This window comes from Pantoea dispersa, assembly GCF_035783935.1.
Taxonomy (GTDB): domain Bacteria; phylum Pseudomonadota; class Gammaproteobacteria; order Enterobacterales; family Enterobacteriaceae; genus Pantoea; species Pantoea dispersa_C.
The window spans coordinates 1-19,040 of the sequence record NZ_JALKOV010000018.1 but is presented as its reverse complement, the minus strand read 5'-3'; the positions used below and the strand labels follow the sequence as shown (position 1 = coordinate 19,040).

Genomic DNA, 19,040 nt, shown 5'->3' with positions numbered 1-19,040 from the left:
CTTGCGCGGAGGGCTGGTCGTAGCACCGCCGGCTCAGGCAGAAAGGGGTGAAATGCACGCCGCCAAAAACTTTTTGCCAGGGGCGTCAAAAACTTTTTGTCGTCGCCCCTTTATGCCTTCACTTCGTCGTTGCTCCTTTGCCCCTGCCGCGAAAGGCCAGACCGGAAAGAGAAAACCCGCGTCAGAGAAGGCCTTTGTCGGTTCCGCAGCACGCGCTGCACTACTCAACCGGATTTAAGGAGCTATGCCATGCAAAACACCCTCGTAAACGTCACCCCTGATGCGACCACCGATCGCGCACCGATCACCGCCGCCGGCGATGTCATCATGGATACATTTTTTGCGCCTGCAGATACCGATCTGATTGACGGGCTGCTGGGCAGTTACCGCCTTATGCGCACGAAGTTAGCGGATACTTCTGCCACTATTCGCAGCGGTGTGAACAGCGAAGCTGTCGCATATTTTCTGAGCGGCAACCTGCACCGGGAACGGGGTTATCACGTGCCCCCGGTAGGAAAGCTGTTCGACCTGCCCGGAGCGGTTGCGTCGCTGAATGCTGACTTCTGGCAGAAGGCGCTGAGCCTGACCGACGTTTACGAGTACATGCCCAACGAGCGCCGCAACGAGTGGAACGAGCAGATCCGTGAGATGAAAGCGCCAGATTTTGAAGAAAATGCGGTGCGTGCGACGCTTTCCGAGCTGCTTTTCTCTCGTCAGAAATTTTTCTCCGAGCGCGTGGACGGTATTTTTCGCAGCCTTTCACGCAGCCACGTGACCAACCGCCCGGAAGGCTTCAGCAAACGCATGATTATCGAATGCATGTTCGATCAGTGGGGCATGTGCAACTACGACCGCACCGGCTATGTAGATGACCTGCGCAAAGTGATTGCGAAGTTCATGGGCCGCGATGCGACCGGCCTGAACACGACCAATAAAATTCTGAACATCGCGCGCGCCCGTTCGGGTGAGTGGGTTGCTGTCGACGGCGGCGCACTGCGCATCAAAGCCTTTATGAAAGGCACTATCCATCTGGAGATCCATCCGGACATGGCCTGGCGTCTTAATGACATTCTGGCTTTCCTGCATCCGGCGGCTATCCCTGCGGAGCACCGTCAGAAGCCGCGCACAAAGGTAAAAAGTTTTGATCTGCATTCGAATCTGCTGCCTTTTTCTGTCCTGAGCGTACTCGGTGATCTGGAGACAGAACGCACCGAACCTTTAAAGCGCAACCGCTGGGAAGAACCGCGCCCGCCGGTCACTACAAATCCCTTTAACCGCCGCATCAAGGGTTATTCGGATGAAGATAAGGCCGCACGCGCGGAAGCGGAAAAAGTGCTCATGAGCCTGGGCGGCGTGAAAATGAATATTAACGCTTTTACCTGGTTTGAATTCGATTACGACCCGACCACGGCGCTTGAAGATATTCAGCTTACCGGCGCGCTGCCTGAGCAGAAAACACATCAGTTTTACCCGACCACGGGCAAGCTCGCCGCGCAGCTTCTTGACGAGGCGGACATCCGGGAGGGGGAAACCTGCCTGGAGCCGAGCGCGGGCATGGGCGGCTTAGCCGACCTGATGCCGAAGGCGCAAACGACGTGCGTCGAGGTTTCGCCGCTGCACTGCCGCGTGCTGGAGGCCAAAGGCCACAACGTGATCGAAGCTGATTTTCTGGCGTGGGCGCAAATGACGCCGCAGCGCTTTGACGTGGTGGTGATGAATCCGCCTTTCAGCGAAGGCCGCGCCGTGGCGCACCTGAACGCGGCGGCGGCGCTGGTGAAGGCCGGCGGACGTCTGGCAGCCATTCTGCCCGCAGGCAGCGACCGCAAAAACCTGCTGCCGGGATGGGACTGCAGCTGGTCCGAACCGATGGAGGGCATGTTTGCGGGAACCGGGGTGCGTGTAGTGCGCCTGATGGCGTACAAGCCGGAGTAAACCCGGCACGGCTGGCAGGGGTGACCCTGCCGGATATCGCACCGGCCCGATAAACGGGCCGGATCCGTGACCCGACACAGAGCTGATTACTATGAATATGAACCGAGAAGAAAAATTTACACTCAGCACGCTGCAGGCCTTCTCAGGCTGCGACCTGGAAGAACTTAGCGGGCAAGGCGAAGCCGCACGGCTGCGTATGTGCGGCCTGGTGCATAGCGCGCTGCAGTTGCCTGACAGCTGGCGCATGGACTGTGAAATGCGGGGCGAGTGGGGCGGGGTGTATCCGGTACACCTGCGGCTGACCCGCGCGGATGTCGCCGGGCTGGCCGTCGAGCTGGTCAGCCCGTCAGGCTGCTCGCCGGTATGGTGTGCAGTCGTCGCAGACACCCGCACCCGCTGCCGCCTGCGCCTGTATGTCAGCGATCGGCTCGAACCATCGGCGCTGCAGGTGATACTTGCAAAAATCGCTTAGTACACGCGGGCGGGCTTCACCGGCGCCGGTGAGCTTCTCGCCGCGATGCGGATGGGAGGGCACGCCGCATGATCCCGACTTCACAGGCACTGGTGCCTCTGCTGCCGGAACGGCAGGCCGCGCTGCAGGCGATTGCAGCCGTGGAGCGGGCACAGCAGCGGGGAGCCCGGCTGGCGCGCCACCCTTACGCGGCGGCGTTTATGAAGCAGCTGAGCGGAGGAAGCCGCATCAGCGTCCAGGCTCTGAACCGCATACGGGGTATTTATCTGCGCCCGCGCGTAAAACGCGCGCCGCTGCCGGAATGGGAAAGCGCCCTGGATATCTTTCTCAGCACGGCGGGCGAAGTCTGTCCGCTGCCGCTGCCGGGAGAGCTTGCCGCAACCCTGTTTCCGGAAGCTGTATTCAGGCGATCTGAGCGCGCCGCGCATGCGGCGCAGAAGCGGGCAGGCCACGCGCAGCGGCGCGAAAGGCAGGCGGAGGATTACCGTGCACGCCAGCTGGAAAACCTAATCCGGCAGGCAGAAACAGAGCTGGCGTTCAGCACGCCGGAGACGCTACGCGAATGGTTTAAGGCCTGGTGCGACTGCGTTCCGGAATATGACCTCAGGAACATGATCGCGACCTGGTCGCGCCGGTTTCCGTCGCTGACCGGGCTTGAAACCCTGCTGCCGTATGCCCCGGATGCGGCCTGCGATGTAGCCGGAGAAATTTACCGCCGCGCCCGGCATATGAACGCCGGTCAGCGTGAGATGAATCTGTGGCTGGTTCCGAACAAGCTGGCTGTCCTGCCTGACAGAAAAATTAATGGCTGCAGTTGTTGATGCATCCCCAAGATGGGGATAGACTATCCTTTAGTTGGGGACAGGGAAAAGGCCATGCAAGCGACGTTTATTGAGCTTTCCAGCTTTCAGAAATACAGGGCAGATTACCTGAATGACGATCAATTCAGGCTGTTTCAGAATATGTTGCTGGCCGACCCCGAAAAGGGAGATGTTATCCCGGATACGGGCGGTCTGCGTAAAGTCCGGTTTCGGGATGAGCGCCGGAATAAGGGCACCCGGGGTGGAATAAGGGTGATCTATTACTGGACCAATGAAAAGGGCCAGTTCATCCTGTTTACCATCTACGATAAAGATCAACGTGACGATCTGACCAAACAGCAGCGCGACGCCTTGGCGGAGGCGCTGAACGTAATTAAAAAGGGGCTGAGACATGACTGAACGCGACATTTTCAGTGAGCTGATGACGGGCATGCAGGAGTTGAAAGATCACCAGGACGGTAAAATCACGCTCAAGACTTACAAGGTCAGCAAGCGCGTGCCCGTCACCATTGAGCCGCAGGAGCTGCGCGACGTGCGCGAAAAACTTAACCTGTCACAGGCGGTTTTCGCACACTATCTGCACACCGGCGAGACCACCTATCAGAACTGGGAGCAGGGCAGAGCCAAGCCTAACGCTCAGGCCGTCCTGCTGATCCGCATGGTTCAGCAGAACCCGGACACGCTGCGGACGCTCGCGCAGCTGTAACGCAGATCCATACGATATTCCCGGCATCGGCATAACATGATATCAGCGCTGCCTGACCGCGCGGCGCGAGAGGAAACGATGATGAGTTTTTTACTGTACCGCATAAGAACGCGCGCGCAGGGATAAACTCTACGGCTAAGCCGGTAAAAACCCGGTGCTGACGCACCGGCTTTCTTCCTTCGCGTGCGCTTCCTTATTTGAGACAGGCATCGTTCTGTCCTGCTCTGTTTGCTCCTGCTCCTGCTGCTGTGCCTCAGCCATTTCCCTCCAGAAATACTACACACCTACACGACAAGGGCCATGGCCCCCTTCGGCTCCCCGGCAAGCCGGGTCGTCGAGCCCTACTCCGCTAACCGGCAAAGCCGGTAAGCTCCGCCGGACCGCAAAGGGCCGCGTTCCGGGCCTGACGGCTAGGGTCTGATGGCAAAGGTCGACGGCTGCAGACGGCTGCGCCGTCGCGTTCACCGTCCCGGCCTGTCGCCAGGACTTTAAGGTCAGTCCGCGGGGCGGCCTGAAACTTCCCTTCTGACGCTTCCCTGCATTCCGGCCAGCCCTTGCGCGGAGGGCTGGTCGTAGCACCGCCGGTTCAGGCAGAAAGGGGTGAAATGCACGCCGCCAAAAACTTTTTGCCGGGGCGTCAAAAACTTTTTGTCGTCGCCCCTTTATGCCTTCACTTCGTCGTTGCTCCTTTGCCCCTGCCGCGAAAGGCCAGACCGGAAAGAAGAAACCCGCGTCAGAGAAGGGCTTTTCGTGCACCGCGCGGCGGTCAGCCGGATCACTCATTTCTGACAGGAGCACAACATGACCTCAATCCCGGGCAGCACCCTACCTGAACTGCACAGCGTGGCCGCGCTGGGCGACGGACCGTTTACGCGCGCGCAGGCGGTATCCGTAACGGCCGCTTTCAGCAACGTTTTTATTGAAGACGATCAGGGCAGTCATTTTCGCCTGGTTGTCCGGGAGCCGGCGGGCGGGCTCATCTGGCGCGCGTTTAATTTTGAACACGATGCGGGCTACTCGCTGCGTCGTTACATCAACAGCCGGGGCGTGCATCAGGTGTCGCTGGATGCGTACCTTTCAGCGCTGACCGCGCTGAACACCATCACCATGACCCTTGCAGAGCGTCAGGAGTCAATGGCGGCCATTCTGCGCGATGCTGCCCGGACGGCTGTGGCAGCGGTGCCGGACAACTCTGTGCTGATGCCAGCGGCGGTGTTCGGGGCCTGGCAGCGGGCAGGGCAAATCGCGCTGGCGCACTTCGGGCTTCCGGGGGAAAAGGCCTGGTTTAAGGCGGGCCAGTGGCTGACCAGTGAGCTTGAACAGCGCGGCAACGTACAGGCGTAAAAAAAGCAGGGTTGCCCCTGCTTATTCCACGGCGGCCAGTTGGGGCTGGCTGCCTTATCAAAGACCAGACACTTAGGAGAGTAATATGATTTTTGACCCGCAAATCGTCGCACACGCAATGCATTTTGTAAACGCCCTGCGCTCCGGCCAGATGGCCCACGTTCCCGCGATGCCGTTTGCCCTGTGGCAGCAGTTCATCACCACCGTCAACGCAGCACTGGAGAAACAGGCATGAACACAGCAACCCCCCTGAACCTGTCCGTTACGCCCCCAGCCGTAACGCAGATCGACATTCTCCGCGTGCTGGGCGAATACGCCTTTATCCGCCTGGACAACGGCGACGAAGCGTTTTTTCACCACGGCAACTGGATCACCGGCGCACACGCGGCGAGCCGCGAACCTTCCATGCCGGGGCTGGCACAGGGTATGGCGCGCGCGGGGTGCAGGTCGCTTTGCTGCATCGAACTGCATGTGCCGGATGACGCGGAGTGGTGCTGGGACGACGTGGTGACGCAGTTAGTCCGCGCATCGTTCACGCGTCAGGTACGCGGTGAACTTATCGTCACGGTCAGCGAAAAAACCCGCCACGGTCGCGGCATGCACGTCTGCTCCGATCCGCTGCTGAGCGGGATCAATCGCAACCTCTGGATCCCGCTGAACGCGGCGGAAGACTGGCACACGGGCATCGAGCGCGTGCTGACCATGAACGGCGTCGCGGAGAACGTGGTGCGGCTTGAGCCGCTGCGTGACGGTCCTGAATACACCGATTTTAAGGTGATTTATAACCGGAAAATCTGCGCCTGACGCGCAACGGGGCCGGGAATATCCGGCCTCATAACGTTGCCCGGCCCGGCAACAGACCGTGTGCTAAACCTTCGCAGAGGATATAACGATGCGTTCCGAAACCTGCACCACAGAGACCGCTTTGTCTTCTGAAGAACCGTTCACCATGACTGACCTTCTGATCCTGTCAGTACGGGCAGAAGCCGCAGAAGCGGATAACGATAATGCCCGGCGCATCCACCTGGCGGCATCCGACGAATGTACGCAGTGGGAGTGAATGAAATGAAAATGACCGTCAGAGACATTGCAGATGCAATGACAACCTCACATGAAGGATTCGCCGGACTGGTTTGCGATTCCATTGCCTTCAGCCTCGCCCGAGAACTAACAGACGAGGAGCAAGCGCAGATTTATAACATCACCGAGCGCGCCGTTTCTGATGCGGTTTGTCGGCTTGAAGGCGTCTCAGAACGTGAGGATAAGGCGCTTACCACGTCGCAATTCTGCGACCTTGCTGACTACCTCTACTGCTACGGCGTGTTCAGCGGTACCGGCGAGATTCAGGGTAACGAGTTTATGTCACTCACCGTCATTGATGAACCGACCGATGAGCCTGAAGGCCGTAAAATCTACCTACGCGACCGCTATCCGTTTGCGGTGTATGACTTTGACACAGGCTATACGATCCTGCGTTCCTGAATGAACTGCTTACCGCACCGTGAACTGGCGCAAGCAAACCGGTTCACGGAGAGCAAACGAACAACACTCAGCTACCACACAGGAGGCCGCCGTTCAGGCGGTTAACAGAATGACCCCATCAGTAACTACATTCAAGCGTGAGTCAGAGCCTGAAATCTGCCGCTGCGCCATCATCAGCAATGCGCACATGACCCGTCAGGATTCTGACAAACTGGATTCACTTTCACACCATATCAGCGGTGAAGAGGGCGGATATAACTGGATCCATCCGACGACCAGCGGGTTTCTTATCCGCGTGTCAGCCAGAACGGATTCGGCAGCACAACTCAGTGAGGAAGGGCTATCTGATGATTTCTGCCGGGTTATCACCTTTCTGAACGAAAAATGCCAGGTTGCGATGATTCACTTCGACGCAGATGCAGAATTACTGGAAGGATTTAACGTTCATAACTGGTAGAAAAACCATCCGGCAGGTGATTATTCTCCTGCCGGATACCATCATGACGCTGGCTGTTCGTCCTGCGGCGTGCTTTTCACCTGAGCCGGTTCAGCCTTTCGCGGCTGCCGCTTTTTCTTTCCGTTACCCTCATTGATTACGCCGGAAATTGCTTTTTCACTGAAGCGAAATTCCATGGCATCAAGCGCCGCCTTGATATCCGCCACGGTGTAGCCTTTCTCCTTTGCCAGAACCAGAATGGTGTCTTTCAGATTTTCCAGAGCCGCCTCGCGCGTGATACGCTGCGGCGTCAAATCCGGCAGGTTTTCCAGCTTCCTGCGCGCCTCATCCAGTTGCTCCTGTGTGTAAACATTACGTGCTGCCATTCTTTCAGTCCTTCTTAACGGGAAAGCCATGATTCTGCTGGTTTTCGTCATTTTTTTCCACCCCCCACACCCCACATGACGCCGGTTTACTTCTGAGCAGCTAAGTGGAAAAATATTGGCAATTGATTTAAATACGGGACAGGAAATGTTTTGTGACCACCGCCAGCACGCTGGCAGTGATTCCCAAAACGACCTGCTCAGGGCTCCTCCCCGAGACCCGGGTAATGTGCCAAGGTTGAGTTATGTCGAAAAGCGAAAAACGTCAGAGAGAAAAGCTGGTGAAATGCCGCTGCACAGAAGCAGAGTTTGAGGCTATCAACAAGAAGGCCTCAGCCGCCGGCCTGACTACATCTGAATACCTGCGCCGTACGGCACTCAACAGAAAGATTACTGTGCGTACAGACATTCGCATGATGAATGAGCTGCTTCGACTGGGCGGGCTGCAGAAACACCTGTTTAACCAGATGCAGCAGAACATGACCACCGAGCTTAGTCTGCAATTTTCAGAAGTTCTTACCAGCATCAAGCTTGCCATTAACGCACTGGACATGACGCCGGTTCCGGCAGAGGACATGAAAGACTGATGAACGTGATCATCCCGCCCAAGCGTCACGATAAAAAGACCAGCTTCAGAAAGCTGGTTGAGTACGTCAGCACGCGCGAGAAAAAGAAACCGGGTGAAGCTGTAACTCACGATGCAGCCCATACCCCCGGCACTGAATATGTCGCCACGCCCGGATTTGGCCAACTGGTCGATTACGTCGGACGTAAGCGTGCCGCACCGACTTCACAGATTCTCAGCATTTCACCGGAGGGCATTCAGCGCGTGCTCTCCGGTGAAGTGCTGTGTGAAACCAACTGCTTTTCTCTGGACACTGCGGCGTCAGAAATGAACCTGACGGCAGCGCAGAACCGGCACTGTAAGGATGCGGTGTATCACTTCATTCTTTCATGGCAGAGCGACGAAGACCCGTCCCCTGACGCGGTTTTCCGTTCGGTCCGCTACAGCCTGAAGCAGCTGGGTATGGAAGACCATCAGTATGTTGCCGCTATTCACCGCGATACCGATAACGTCCACTGCCACGTTTCTGCTAACCGCGTACACCCTGCGACGTTCCGCGCGCAGAACATGTGGAACGATGCCGACGAGCTGCAGAAGTGCTGCCGTATACTTGAGCGTGAACTCGGCTTTAAAGTGGACAACGGCAGCTGGCAGATGAACGAGTACGGCGAACTTCACCGCACCCGTCGCGACATGCCGGCCGCGCCACGCGGCGCAGCGAAGCGTGAAATCTTCTCCGACAGGGAAAGTCTGCACGGCTATGCCGTACGCGAAACCCGTCATATGCTTCAGGACTTTGCTGATCAGGACTGCCTGAACTGGCCGCTGCTACACAACGTACTTTACTCCCGTGGACTGGGGCTGCGGGAACAACAGGGAGGGCTGGCTGTTTACGATCTGCTTAATCCCGACGGCGTGTGTGTTAAGGCCTCTGATGTGCACCCGGCTATCGGTCATACGGCGATGGTGAAACGCTGGGGTGATTTCCAGCCGGCGCCACCGACCTCCGAACCTGATGATCATGAGTCAGGCATACTCCTGATTGATAAATTTTATATGCCACAGCTGCACGTACGAGACCAGGAAGCGCGGCGTGAACGTCGCGAAGCTCGCGCTATTGCGCGTGACATTCTTCGTGCCCGTTACGATGCGTATCGCAATGGCTGGGAAAAGCCGGACCTGCGCGCAGCTGAACGATTCCGTCAGATAGCGTCTCACTGCATGGTTGCGAAGGCTCACGTGCGCGACACCGTCAGGGATCCGCTGATGCGCAAGCTGATGTACCGCGTTGCCGAGTTTGAAAAGATGAAGGCGATGGCTGAACTGCGCCTGCAGCTGCGCGAGGAGCGTCAGGTGCTGAAAGATTCGGGAGCGAACCGGCCGCTCAGCTGGAAGTCCTGGGTTGAGCGCGAAGCAGTTAAAGGCGACGCGGCGGCACTCAGCCAGATGCGCGGCTGGGCCTATCGAGAAAAGCGTGCAGCCCGTAAGCATCGGGACGAATGGCCTGAGCCAAACGCCATTGTGCACTTCGGCCCGGGAGACAACGTACCGGCAATTAAATCCAGTGAACACGAAACGCGTATCCTGCGTGATGGTACGGTCAGCTATATGCGGGATGGTAAACCTGCGGTTAATGACTTCGGCGACAGAGTGGAGGTCTATGCAGCGCCTGACAGCATTTCAGATCGTTTCAATAACGACCTTGCTGCTGAGCTGACCGCACGGCGTAGCGGGGACAATACCGTTCTTAGCGGGGATCCGAAAGCTGTCAACCGTGTGCTTTATTCCGGCGTGATACGCAATGTCAACAATCGTGACGATCGCATCTTTAAAGTGAGTGATTCGAAACAGATGGCCAGCGTGCACGCTACAGAAGAAAACATTCGGAACCGCGGTGTACATCCGGAGATGAAGCAGGCCGAACCTCAATTCAGGAACGATGAAAACGTACACCCTGTAAACAGAGATTTACCACGACCATGAGGAGAGTAAATAGAGAGACATAAGCCAAACGTAAGTATTTAGTCGCTGATTGCACAGGCTGGAACCCTGTACAACCAGCTAACCGCTTTATGCGGCTCTACAGCGGGCAGGGCAAGATGGCGGCCTATCTTGACTGGATTGATCGCGGTGGCGTGACCCTGTGCCAGAACCTGCTGCGGCTGATTAACAGCGGCGTCACGGATCCGGTGTGGGCGCACCGCCGCATCGTCAACCTGGACCGGGACGCCCGGCTGACAGCGGGGGTAGACCTGTGAACAGACTTGCCCGCGCGATATATCAGGCGACCTTCAGCGCGCAGGACCGCATCGAAATCTATGACGACTTCCGTCAGTACCTGCTGGACGGCCGCGGCGCTAAAGAGTCCTATCAGAAGCTTATCGACAACTACAGCCGGCGCGGGAAGAAACCCGGCGATGCCGTGGCGCAGATCCTCACCGAGTGTGCGGAGAACCTCGGCGCCGGTTTTGGTCTGGCCGATTCGCTCCGCGAGTGGATACCCGTACTGCGCCCGATGGGCATCACGCGGGAGGTGCTGCTTGCTAATGCCTGCCAGAACATTCACGTCAGCGCCTGGATACTGGCCAGAAACATTGCGCAGAACGGCGTCAGCGCCGAAAAAGTCATCGAGCACCGCCGCCGCACCGCCGCCGCACCGCCGCCGCACCGCCGGCGAAGCGGGCGGCGACAGCGTCATCCGTCAGCTTGCCAGCGAGCTTATCGATAAACAGGGCTACGACCTCTGACCCTTCAGGAGTTCTGACATGCACACATTTATACCGCGGCGGCCCGCAGGGCGCCGCCTGCTTGCGGCCTGCGTGCTTGCGGCGCTTGCGCCGGAAGCGATGGCTTATCCGACCGAGGAGATGAGCAGCATCCCCATCCAGACGCAGGTGATGCCCGCGCTGAATGCGATGCAGACCACGCTCGGCGAAATCATTACCGCCGAAACAGAGACCGGCACGGCGGTGGTGCAGTCCGGCGACCGGATCACCGCTGCCCGCCGCAGCCGCATCGAGTGGGAAAACCGACAGCGCGAGAAGAGGGGACTGCCGCGCGCCGGCGCCGAAGAACTAATCAGTGCCGCCTGGGCATTTGTGCGTGAACGTTTTCGCGAATACCAGAAGTCACGCCGTGAACACGGCATGAAGCGTCATCGCGCCCGCAAGGATGCTCCGCGCACCCGGAAAGATATTCAACAGCTGGTGCGCCTGCAGATTCAGAAAGAAATCCGTAACGGCCGTTTCTTTGGCGGACTCGATGCGGTGCGAGCGGAGATAGAGCGCCGCGTTACGGAACGCATGAAGCTTTCGCGTGGCCATTATGTGCGACTGGCTGATGATCTACTGGTTACAACCTGACGTACGCTGATATTCGACTGCATCATCAATCGTAACACGCTGGATTTATCCTTCCTGATATCCTGCTAACATGACCATCCTGACTCCCCACCTAATCCTTTTCAACTATCCGGTTCGCGCCGGAGTCCTTCGCACGTCCGCTGAAAACTTTCTGAACAAATATTCTGCAAAATTGCTCCTGACCCTCCATGTTTGCTGCGGATGGGCGCACAGAAAATCACCCGTTCCGTTGAACGCTATCGCACGCCGGTGCAACTCTGAGTTATCCACATTAACCACGAGAGGGTGAGTTGATTAGCTACTGACCGCGCTGGCATTTAACTACCGGGTGAGACTTTTACAAACCGCGATGATCCGTTTAAAAACCCGTTTATCTCTCTTTTAAAAGACTGTTATTACTTACTTTTAAATATATAAGCTATTCATCCACCAGCCCTGTGGAAAGATTCACTTCCCAGACACGGTCGCAATCCTGAAGAGACGCTTCGAGTATGAGTTGGAGAGAAAATCCAGATATTAGTTACAACAAACATTAATAGCCTTCTAAAACACCCTCAGAGCAGGCCTGAAACCTCACGCCCCTCTCAACCCAGACCTGCGCCGTACCTGAAGCCGGGTTGCCCCCACTGACCAGCCGCCGCCGCCCGGCCCGAAGGGCCGGAACTGCAGTGGCTGTTAAATGAGTGTTGTAACTACATATTTTGAGTGGCTGTGAGAGTTGCTGCGGATTCTTTCTTTCGTCTCCGACCGTCTAACTTCAGTGCGCCTGAATAGCCGCTGCTTAAACGGCGTCAGTCAGGAAAGGGGGATTAGGGCGATATATACGCCAGAGAGTGCCTGCGCCGTGCTACCAGCCCCGTTCGCCTTCATGATGATTATGACACCATCTGGCGCCAACATGCCGCTAAGCGGCTTTACAGAGCTCACTGCATATGAAGAACTGTCATGAAAATAAAACTCAATGCCCGATTCTCGGGCATTGTAAATATTGAGTGAAATACGTTACTTGGTAGTTATGGTCTCACAGGGGAGAAACTGGGCAACCCTACCAGCTGTTTTGACACTTTCTGTGCCACCTGTAACCTGATCAACTTTTACAAACTCCATTGAGCACATATTACCTTCTCGATTTAATCGGTTACGAACTTCGTACAGAGCATCTTTTTCAGGCTTAAACCAGCTTGTACGCAACGTACAGATACCACCGTCACTGGCAAATAATGCTGACCGAATATCAAGCCATCCCTGCGCTGGGATGTAGCGTTCCTGGTAGTCCAGAGGTACATTGGCAGGGGCTGGAACAGCCTTTTTGAATCCTTTATCAATTACGCGTGGAAGATTACTCTTTTCATTTTCTCCGGGGCGAAGATAATGCAGATTAGATGATTCTGTACACGACTTTATTTGATGTATGGTCGTGTAATCTGTGAATCCAATGACGCGCAATTTAGCTGTTTCGCCAGTAGCATCCTGATAAAGAGGTCTAGGAGGATCAACCCTTTGCACACAACCTGCCAGAAGCAAGCCAAGAAGGGATGTAAATAAAATACTTTTCATAGAATGTCCTTTTCAGATTTTTCTGGCTTAAATCTTAAAAAAACAGTATGCTTTGCAAGCAAAAACTTATCCATGATTTGGTCTCTTTTCTGATGATTTAATGCCGCTGTCTTAAGAAAATACCCACTGCGTAGCAACTGACGTCACAACCTACAGTGAATCTTCGTGTGCGATTAGTTTTCTGTGTTGCTGGTTTCCTGACGCGCCGGAAGATCTCAAACGAAGGCGGGCTGGATCTGAAAATCGTTGCCTTTGGCAGTCAGATCGGTACGACGTTGTTTTTATAACCCTTCTTTAGCACTACGACCGGACCTTCGATTAACTGGCTGCAAGTAAACGTGTGGGATGCGATGGCTTACCTTGGAAAAGAAGAGGTTTATATGTAATAGCGGCGCAGCCGCTAATAACCAGCCACATTTTTATGCAGAGAGCACGCTTTCACGCATAAGGGGTTAAACGCTCCTCTGTTGCGGTTTTCCGTTCTACGGCGCGGCTTTGTACCTTGTCTGCATTTTGAGACTCAGCAATAGTCACTTACGGCATCTGCTGCCGGGAATCAGTCGAACTGCTTCATCATATCGATCATTGCCCCTGCATGCGCGTCAACGTGACGGATATAGCGCATCACCGTTTCCGGCTTTTTCCAGGTTCCTTCCTGCATGATCTGCGCGGTACTGTATTTTTTCGTGGCCATATCGATGGCGGCGCCGACCCGCGCACTGTGACCGGACCAGGCGCGGTAGCGGTTTTTATTCGGCCGAACACTGCCGGCTTCGCCGGCTTCCTGCCAGGCGCGGGCAAAAATATCCTCCAGCGCCCGGGCGGAAAGGGGCTTTTCAGCCACAGCGATTGCCCGGTTCGAGCGGTGAACCGGACCGAAGATGAAGGCGTCAGGTTCGCCGGCCAGCCCCGAAAGCGTCAGCCATTCCGTAAGGCGCTGCGAGGAGAGGTCGCCCAGGGCCTTGATAAGCCCCCCGGTCATCACAATGGTTTTGGTCCACGCCACGTCCAGGATAACCCGGCCGTCCGCTGCGCGCGAGACGTCACGCACCCGCAGGCGGCCCAGCTCGCTGATACGCAGCAGGGTGGCGTAAGCCACGTGCAGAAACGCCAGGTCGCGCCGCTGCTGCAAACGATCGGAGGCTGACCAGCGCGCGTCGAGCGAGAGCAGGTTGTGCAGGCGGAAGGGAATGGCCTGACCGGCACGCTCGCCGGCAATAACGGCGGTGCGGTTGATCTTCTTCACCGCCCGGAATACCTGCGGCGATGCGTTAGGCGGTATCAGTCCGGCGTTACGGTGTAACATTGAAATGAGCGCGGCGTGCGTACTGATGGTGGAGGAGGCGCGTCCGGACGCCTGCAGCCACAGCAGGTAATCGCGCAGATCGGCCGGCGCCATCGGCAGCAGCGCCCGGCCGTGCTGTGACGCCCAGCGGCCGGCAATGCGCATTACGCTGAGCAGCTGCTGCCACGTGTTGTCCGAGAAGGCTTCCCGATCGCTGACGAACTCGCGTAGCCGACCGGTGATGTCGCCGTCCTCCGGGCCGTTGAGGCCCGGCAGGAGTGCCGTATGTGTCATGTTTCCGCCAATTATCCGCCTGGCGTCGCTACGTGAATTCTGAGAAAAAAGCAGGAGCTTACCCCTGCAGAATTCACGCAGCGTTGCCGCATTTTTGTTCGCATTGAGCCCAAGCAGGCAGGATCTCCATCATACCCGGATCCTCAGGCGGATCCCAGCTTCATATAAACCCTATTATAAGAAGTTATGATCAGTAACGTCGATAGGAGGCCTTTAAGAAGACAGGGTTTATTGGGTTCAAGCGAAGCTAGGATTTAGTCCCCTCAGAAATTTTGTTTAGGGTGATTGCTAAGTGAAATTATAGCCACGGAATTACTCGTTATTCATAAGTCATATGAGGCATATCAAATATCACAATACAACCAATTAAAGAATAAAATTAATAAATATTTTTTCTTTATACCCTAGGTTGAAGGCTATAAATAATTATTATCAGTAAATCTTAATCATAAAATAAGTCGTTAAATATATAATAAACCCAGCATCAACTTTATTGGATGTGTGTTAATGATGCAAATGACCGAGGTCGATTATGATTTTAATATAACCATTACTGTTTCACGTATTTTTTCCTGATATAACCATTTGTTAATCCTCTAGCGCTGTTTTTAACCTTATGGGATAACAACATGGAAATTTACTGGTGTCTCAACGCACCTTACGGACCTTAGCCCTGCAGCGCCTCGGGCTGCCTTCAGGTGAACTATGCCTATTTTCAGCAGGTGGACCGGGCAGTTGATCATTTCAGCTTCACCGATGCGTTGCTTACTACGGGCACTCACGATCCCTGAATTCCTGGCACTTCTCTTATCCCTTACACGGAACGGATGATATTTCTTATTGCGATTCAGCCCGGGATAATATCACTGACCTCACTGGCAAAAATGGCAGTGACATTATGTCAGTTCACAAAGGGGCGCGTACTGTTGAATGTCGTAAGCGGCGATAAGACACGCTGGGTGTCTAGAGCATGCACCTTGCGCTACGACCTTAGTGATGAGTTTTTGCAGGTTTTACGTCCACTGTTAGCGGAAAAAACCATGACTTTTCAGTCGGCAGAGATTTTTCGGTTAAGCGAGAAAGAAAGGTGTTGTAAAGAGATAATGGATGAACCAGCCATTGATATTTGGGTCAAACGGCAGCTCTTTATTTTCATTGTTATTAAGGCGGAGTATTGTTAATTCACTAGGTTATTACCAAGTTTTGGTGAGAAATCCTACCTGCCGATATAGCAAAGCGTCTAAGGTTTAAATCTGGAGTGCTAATACAGTGGGTTAAAAGAACGGCCGGTTTAACGCAACCCTGCCCGCTCCCTGCTTCCGTAACTCTGACCTGCCCCCAGGATTAGGTACAACCTTCAGTTAGTAATGTCAGTTGGTTTATCTTCATGTTTCCCGTTTCGCCAGCACGCTGCAAATTCAGCCGGTGTCAGGTAATTCAGCGATGAATGTGTTCGACACTCGTTATAATCCTGCCGCCAGTCATTAATTATTTCCCGGGCATGTAGAATATCGCTGAACCAGTGCTCATTCAGGCACTCATCCCGAAAGCGACCGTTGAAACTCTCAATAAATCCGTTCTGAGTTGGCTTGCCCGGCTGGATTAAGCGCAACTCAACACCATGTTCAAAGGCCCATTGATCCAGCGCGCGGCAGGTAAATTCCGGGCCCTGATCGGTTCTGATCGTTGCAGGATAACCTCGAAACAGCGCAATGCTGTCCAGAATGCGTGTCAACTGAACGCCTGTAATTCCGAATGCCGTGGTGATCGTCAGACACTCCTTCCCGAAATCATCCACACAGGTCAGGCACTTAATCCGGCGGCCGCTGGCAAGTGCATCCATGACAAAATCCATCGACCATGTCAGGTTCGGTGCATCCGGGCGAAGAAGCGGAAGCCGCTCAGTCGCCAGCCCCTTACGGCGGCCCCTGCGTTTTACACCCAGACCGTTGAGATGATAGATGCGGTATACCCGCTTGTGGTTGACGAGAAGGCCCTCCCGACGCAGTAGCTGCCAGATGCGCCGGTAACCAAAGCGGCGGCGCTCAAGTGCCAGCTCTGTGATGCGTAGAGACAGCTGCGCGTCAGCAGCCGGACGCTGAGCCGAATAACGGCAGGTCGACAGGGACAGACCTGCCAGCTTGCAGGCACGACGTTGCGACAGACCTGCGGCTTCACACATGACTTCCACGGCTTCCCGCTTCTGATCTGTCGTCAGAACTTTCGGCCAAGAGCCACCTGAAGCGCCTCCTTATCCAGCATGGCTTCAGCGAGCAGCTTCTTGAGGCGGGCGTTCTCCTCTTCAAGCGACTTGAGCCGCTTCACTTCGGGAACTTCCATGCCGCCAAACTTCTTGCGCCAGGTGTAAAAGGTCGCGTCAGAAATAGCATGCTTGCGGCAGAGTTCCAGGGCTGGAACCCCGGCTTCGGCCTCGCGGAGAATACTGATGATCTGTTCGTCGGAAATCGGAAAATCGCTTCTTCATGGGGATGTCCTCATGTGACTGATGAAGACATTACTAACATCGCAGTGTATTAATCAACGGGGAGCAGGTCAGGCTAGATAACGCACACCGCAAGGCGATTGTCACGCTTACCTATAATTGATGGGGATTCGCCAATAAAAAAGCCAGCCTCCGGAAAAGCTAACGCTGGCTTTTGTTAAGCAAAGTGGCCGTTAATCACCGGCCACTTTGGTGTTATTGCTGGTGAACCTGCATGCCTTGCTGAATCAGCACATCGACATCATGGCTCTCAGTTTGGTAGAAATTGTAAACCGTACCTTCAATGGTCACTTCACCCTGAACATTCCACTGTTCAACACCTTTATCACCGATAATGGCTTGCAGGTTAACGCTGTCATGCTCGTCACCTTGCACCATCAACTGCTTGTGGCCATCCTCAATAAACAGATTTTCTTCACCGCAGGTCAGCACGTCCTCCACGGTGATGTTGATGTTGTTATGAGTTCCGTTATCCGCCACTGAAACGGTATTCGTTTCATGCTGCAGTTCCGCGAGGTGAGCAAAACTGATCGGTTGCTCCTCTGTCACATTAGGGATTGCTGCAGTTTCCTGCGCCGTTTTTGCCTGCTCACCTTCCGCTGTAGCGGTGACGAGTAACGCTGCGCTTTCTTCAGCGCCCGGAACAACGGTTGGCTCGTCTCTATCCTGCGCATCACCATTCAGATGATGTTGGGCGTCATCGATGTTGAGCAGACTGCTGTGGTCATAATCTGCTACGTTATCATCAACCTGCGCAATAGCAGCTGTGCTGGCCGAGGCGTTCGAACCCGTCAGGATATGGATTCTGCCTTGTACACCTAGGTCACTGACGTTTCCAGCAAGATCAGTCTGTCGGACCCTAAAGAACATATCGCCGTCTGGCAGGTTATCCGGGACCTGAATCGACCACTTGCCATTCTCATCGGCGGTGGTTGTATATACTCGGTTTCCAGTACCCCAGCCTTGGCTGGCGCTCAGCGCAATGCGCAACACGATGCTGGCATAAGGCTCGGCGGTACCACTGACCAATGGCTTAAGTTCGTTGGTGTCGGCGTTGTACGCCAGCACATTGCCACTGCTGTCTGTAATGGTGGGTGCTGCTGGATTCGCCACTGTGGTATCCAGGTTAATTGGAACCCCGATAGAATGAGTACTTTCATTACCTGCTGCGTCAGTGAAGGTTGCCTGTAAATCTCTTTGACCATCATTGCTGAATCGTACCGAAACACTCCAGCTTCCGTCAGCTGCAACCACAGCACTTCCAATAAGATTTCCATTGGCCCCGTTATATAGCTTAACAAGCTCGCCTGCTGTTCCACCGCTGCCTGCAACGGTAATATTAGCATTATTGGTCAGGCCGTTACTCATCAGATCGGTTGGCGTCGATTTGCCGTCATGAACTTCACTGATAACAGGTGCATTCGGCGTCGTGGTATCAAGAACGATAACCACTGCGGCCGATTTAACACTCTCATTGCCCGCGGTATCAGTAAAACTTGCACTTAAGTTGTGGTCACCGTCCCCCATAATACTGGTTGAGACACTCCATGTGCCGTCGGTATGCACCACTGCGCTGCCAACCACGTTCGCACCGTCGTAAATTTTAACAACATCACCCGCGATGCCACCGCTACCGGTCAGCGTCAGGCTACCATTATTGGTCAGTCCACCTGTCGTCAGATTAGTGCCTTTGCCGTCACTCAGTCCGCCGATGGCTGGCGCGTCTGGCGCAGTGGTGTCCAGGTCAACGACTACCGGCGTGGATTTGGCACTCTCGTTGCCCGCCGCATCGGTGAAGCTGGCGCTCAGCGCGTGCTCGCCGTCGCCGCTCAGGTCGGCCGGAATGCTCCAGCTGCCGTCCGCGCCGACCACGGTGGAGCCGATCAGGGTGGTGCCGT

The 19,040-nt window shown here is 55.3% G+C and carries 20 protein-coding genes and 1 pseudogene; 16 read left to right on the top strand and 5 right to left on the bottom strand.

Going from position 1 to position 19,040, the window contains the following annotated elements; genetic code table 11:
- The first annotated feature begins 249 nt into the window (after positions 1–249).
- From MXF20_RS22620 to MXF20_RS22575, 10 genes and pseudogenes are all read left to right on the top strand, one after another.
- On the top strand, positions 250–1,932 hold the full coding sequence (locus tag MXF20_RS22620) for a DUF4942 domain-containing protein (RefSeq protein WP_325971569.1): 1,683 nt from the start codon (positions 250–252) through the stop codon (positions 1,930–1,932).
- A 91-nt stretch (positions 1,933–2,023) separates the two neighbouring features.
- Complete coding sequence (locus tag MXF20_RS22615; RefSeq protein ID WP_325971568.1) at positions 2,024–2,404, top strand: conjugation system SOS inhibitor PsiB family protein; 381 nt, start codon at positions 2,024–2,026, stop codon at positions 2,402–2,404.
- 68 nt (positions 2,405–2,472) lie between these two features.
- Entirely contained in the window at positions 2,473–3,225 is a 753-nt protein-coding gene (locus MXF20_RS22610) for a plasmid SOS inhibition protein A (RefSeq protein WP_325971567.1), read from the top strand.
- Positions 3,226–3,279: 54 nt separating this feature from the next.
- A complete protein-coding gene (locus MXF20_RS22605) occupies positions 3,280–3,624 on the top strand; it encodes a hypothetical protein (protein ID WP_058759269.1) in 345 nt (114 codons plus the stop codon).
- Positions 3,617–3,931, top strand: coding sequence for a helix-turn-helix domain-containing protein (locus MXF20_RS22600; protein ID WP_058759223.1), 315 nt, complete (start codon positions 3,617–3,619; stop codon positions 3,929–3,931). Before MXF20_RS22605 ends, MXF20_RS22600 begins: the two co-directional genes overlap by 8 nt.
- Before the next feature lie 801 nt (positions 3,932–4,732).
- Positions 4,733–4,981 (top strand): annotated as a pseudogene (locus MXF20_RS22595) (DUF905 family protein); the annotation flags it as partial.
- 379 nt (positions 4,982–5,360) lie between these two features.
- A complete protein-coding gene (locus tag MXF20_RS22590; protein WP_021507952.1) occupies positions 5,361–5,510 on the top strand; it encodes a hypothetical protein in 150 nt (49 codons plus the stop codon).
- The gene (locus MXF20_RS22585) at positions 5,507–6,079 is read left to right on the top strand and encodes a hypothetical protein (protein WP_325971566.1); all 573 of its coding nucleotides are present in this window, start codon (positions 5,507–5,509) and stop codon (positions 6,077–6,079) included. The genes MXF20_RS22590 and MXF20_RS22585 overlap by 4 nt, the downstream gene beginning before the upstream one ends.
- A 261-nt stretch (positions 6,080–6,340) precedes the next feature.
- On the top strand, positions 6,341–6,757 hold the full coding sequence (locus MXF20_RS22580) for a hypothetical protein (protein WP_325971565.1): 417 nt from the start codon (positions 6,341–6,343) through the stop codon (positions 6,755–6,757).
- Positions 6,758–6,866: 109 nt separating this feature from the next.
- Positions 6,867–7,214: a DUF5983 family protein gene (locus tag MXF20_RS22575; protein WP_325971564.1), complete on the top strand. Its 348-nt coding sequence runs from the start codon at positions 6,867–6,869 to the stop codon at positions 7,212–7,214.
- Positions 7,215–7,255: 41 nt separating this feature from the next.
- Here the strand turns inward: MXF20_RS22575 and MXF20_RS22570 are convergent, their stop codons facing one another.
- Positions 7,256–7,630 carry a hypothetical protein gene (locus MXF20_RS22570; protein ID WP_325971563.1) on the bottom strand — a complete coding sequence of 125 codons (375 nt, stop codon included), beginning with the start codon at positions 7,628–7,630 and terminating at the stop codon, positions 7,256–7,258.
- A 191-nt stretch (positions 7,631–7,821) separates the two neighbouring features.
- Between MXF20_RS22570 and mobA the strand changes: the two genes are divergently transcribed.
- The 5 genes from mobA (at position 7,822) to MXF20_RS23475 (ending at position 11,503) form a co-directional block, all read left to right on the top strand.
- The gene (mobA, locus tag MXF20_RS22565) at positions 7,822–8,163 is read left to right on the top strand and encodes a plasmid mobilization protein MobA (protein WP_282997044.1); all 342 of its coding nucleotides are present in this window, start codon (positions 7,822–7,824) and stop codon (positions 8,161–8,163) included.
- Complete coding sequence (gene traI / locus MXF20_RS22560) at positions 8,163–10,124, top strand: TraI/MobA(P) family conjugative relaxase (protein ID WP_325971562.1); 1,962 nt, start codon at positions 8,163–8,165, stop codon at positions 10,122–10,124. Before mobA ends, traI begins: the two co-directional genes overlap by 1 nt.
- An 89-nt stretch (positions 10,125–10,213) precedes the next feature.
- Positions 10,214–10,399, top strand: a complete 186-nt coding sequence (locus MXF20_RS22555; protein WP_325971561.1) for a hypothetical protein — start codon at positions 10,214–10,216, stop codon at positions 10,397–10,399.
- Positions 10,396–10,869 carry a hypothetical protein gene (locus MXF20_RS22550; protein WP_325971560.1) on the top strand — a complete coding sequence of 158 codons (474 nt, stop codon included), beginning with the start codon at positions 10,396–10,398 and terminating at the stop codon, positions 10,867–10,869. Before MXF20_RS22555 ends, MXF20_RS22550 begins: the two co-directional genes overlap by 4 nt.
- Positions 10,870–10,906: 37 nt before the next feature.
- Complete coding sequence (locus tag MXF20_RS23475; protein WP_418936871.1) at positions 10,907–11,503, top strand: hypothetical protein; 597 nt, start codon at positions 10,907–10,909, stop codon at positions 11,501–11,503.
- Positions 11,504–12,505: 1,002 nt separating this feature from the next.
- Here MXF20_RS23475 and MXF20_RS22540 read toward each other — a convergent pair.
- Together MXF20_RS22540 and MXF20_RS22530 are read right to left on the bottom strand one after the other, a co-directional pair.
- Positions 12,506–13,060, bottom strand: a complete 555-nt coding sequence (locus tag MXF20_RS22540; RefSeq protein WP_325971559.1) for a hypothetical protein — start codon at positions 13,058–13,060, stop codon at positions 12,506–12,508.
- A gap of 556 nt (positions 13,061–13,616) precedes the next feature.
- Positions 13,617–14,639 (bottom strand): tyrosine-type recombinase/integrase, encoded by a 1,023-nt coding sequence (locus MXF20_RS22530; protein ID WP_325971558.1) that lies wholly within the window; start codon positions 14,637–14,639, stop codon positions 13,617–13,619.
- A 791-nt stretch (positions 14,640–15,430) separates the two neighbouring features.
- On the opposite strand from MXF20_RS22530, the gene MXF20_RS22525 reads away from it, so the two are divergent.
- Entirely contained in the window at positions 15,431–15,820 is a 390-nt protein-coding gene (locus tag MXF20_RS22525; RefSeq protein ID WP_325971581.1) for an LLM class flavin-dependent oxidoreductase, read from the top strand.
- Positions 15,821–15,996: 176 nt separating this feature from the next.
- On the opposite strand, the gene MXF20_RS22520 is transcribed toward MXF20_RS22525, so the two are convergent.
- Together MXF20_RS22520 and MXF20_RS22515 are read right to left on the bottom strand one after the other, a co-directional pair.
- A protein-coding gene (locus tag MXF20_RS22520; protein WP_418936872.1) for an IS3 family transposase occupies positions 15,997–17,105 on the bottom strand; the annotation gives its coding sequence in 2 pieces (ribosomal slippage) (positions 15,997–16,859 and positions 16,859–17,105; 1,110 coding nt in all).
- Positions 17,106–17,337: 232 nt separating this feature from the next.
- Positions 17,338–19,040, bottom strand: a 1,703-nt coding sequence (locus tag MXF20_RS22515; RefSeq protein ID WP_325971557.1) for an Ig-like domain-containing protein, incomplete at its 5' end; no start/stop codon positions are given.

Bases quoted from the DNA above. Each gene is read 5' to 3' on its own strand.
- MXF20_RS22570 (WP_325971563.1), bottom strand. From the start codon at position 7,630: ATGACGAAAACCAGCAGAATCATGGCTTTCCCGTTAAGAAGGACTGAA.
- MXF20_RS22600 (WP_058759223.1), top strand. From the start codon at position 3,617: ATGACTGAACGCGACATTTTCAGTGAGCTGATGACGGGCATGCAGGAG.
- mobA (WP_282997044.1), top strand. From the start codon at position 7,822: ATGTCGAAAAGCGAAAAACGTCAGAGAGAAAAGCTGGTGAAATGCCGC.
- MXF20_RS22585 (WP_325971566.1), top strand. From the start codon at position 5,507: ATGAACACAGCAACCCCCCTGAACCTGTCCGTTACGCCCCCAGCCGTA.
- traI (WP_325971562.1), top strand. From the start codon at position 8,163: ATGAACGTGATCATCCCGCCCAAGCGTCACGATAAAAAGACCAGCTTC.
- MXF20_RS23475 (WP_418936871.1), top strand. From the start codon at position 10,907: ATGCACACATTTATACCGCGGCGGCCCGCAGGGCGCCGCCTGCTTGCG.
- MXF20_RS22605 (WP_058759269.1), top strand. From the start codon at position 3,280: ATGCAAGCGACGTTTATTGAGCTTTCCAGCTTTCAGAAATACAGGGCA.
- MXF20_RS22590 (WP_021507952.1), top strand. From the start codon at position 5,361: ATGATTTTTGACCCGCAAATCGTCGCACACGCAATGCATTTTGTAAAC.
- MXF20_RS22530 (WP_325971558.1), bottom strand. From the start codon at position 14,639: ATGACACATACGGCACTCCTGCCGGGCCTCAACGGCCCGGAGGACGGC.
- MXF20_RS22610 (WP_325971567.1), top strand. From the start codon at position 2,473: ATGATCCCGACTTCACAGGCACTGGTGCCTCTGCTGCCGGAACGGCAG.
- MXF20_RS22555 (WP_325971561.1), top strand. From the start codon at position 10,214: ATGCGGCTCTACAGCGGGCAGGGCAAGATGGCGGCCTATCTTGACTGG.
- MXF20_RS22575 (WP_325971564.1), top strand. From the start codon at position 6,867: ATGACCCCATCAGTAACTACATTCAAGCGTGAGTCAGAGCCTGAAATC.
- MXF20_RS22620 (WP_325971569.1), top strand. From the start codon at position 250: ATGCAAAACACCCTCGTAAACGTCACCCCTGATGCGACCACCGATCGC.
- MXF20_RS22580 (WP_325971565.1), top strand. From the start codon at position 6,341: ATGAAAATGACCGTCAGAGACATTGCAGATGCAATGACAACCTCACAT.
- MXF20_RS22615 (WP_325971568.1), top strand. From the start codon at position 2,024: ATGAATATGAACCGAGAAGAAAAATTTACACTCAGCACGCTGCAGGCC.
- MXF20_RS22540 (WP_325971559.1), bottom strand. From the start codon at position 13,060: ATGAAAAGTATTTTATTTACATCCCTTCTTGGCTTGCTTCTGGCAGGT.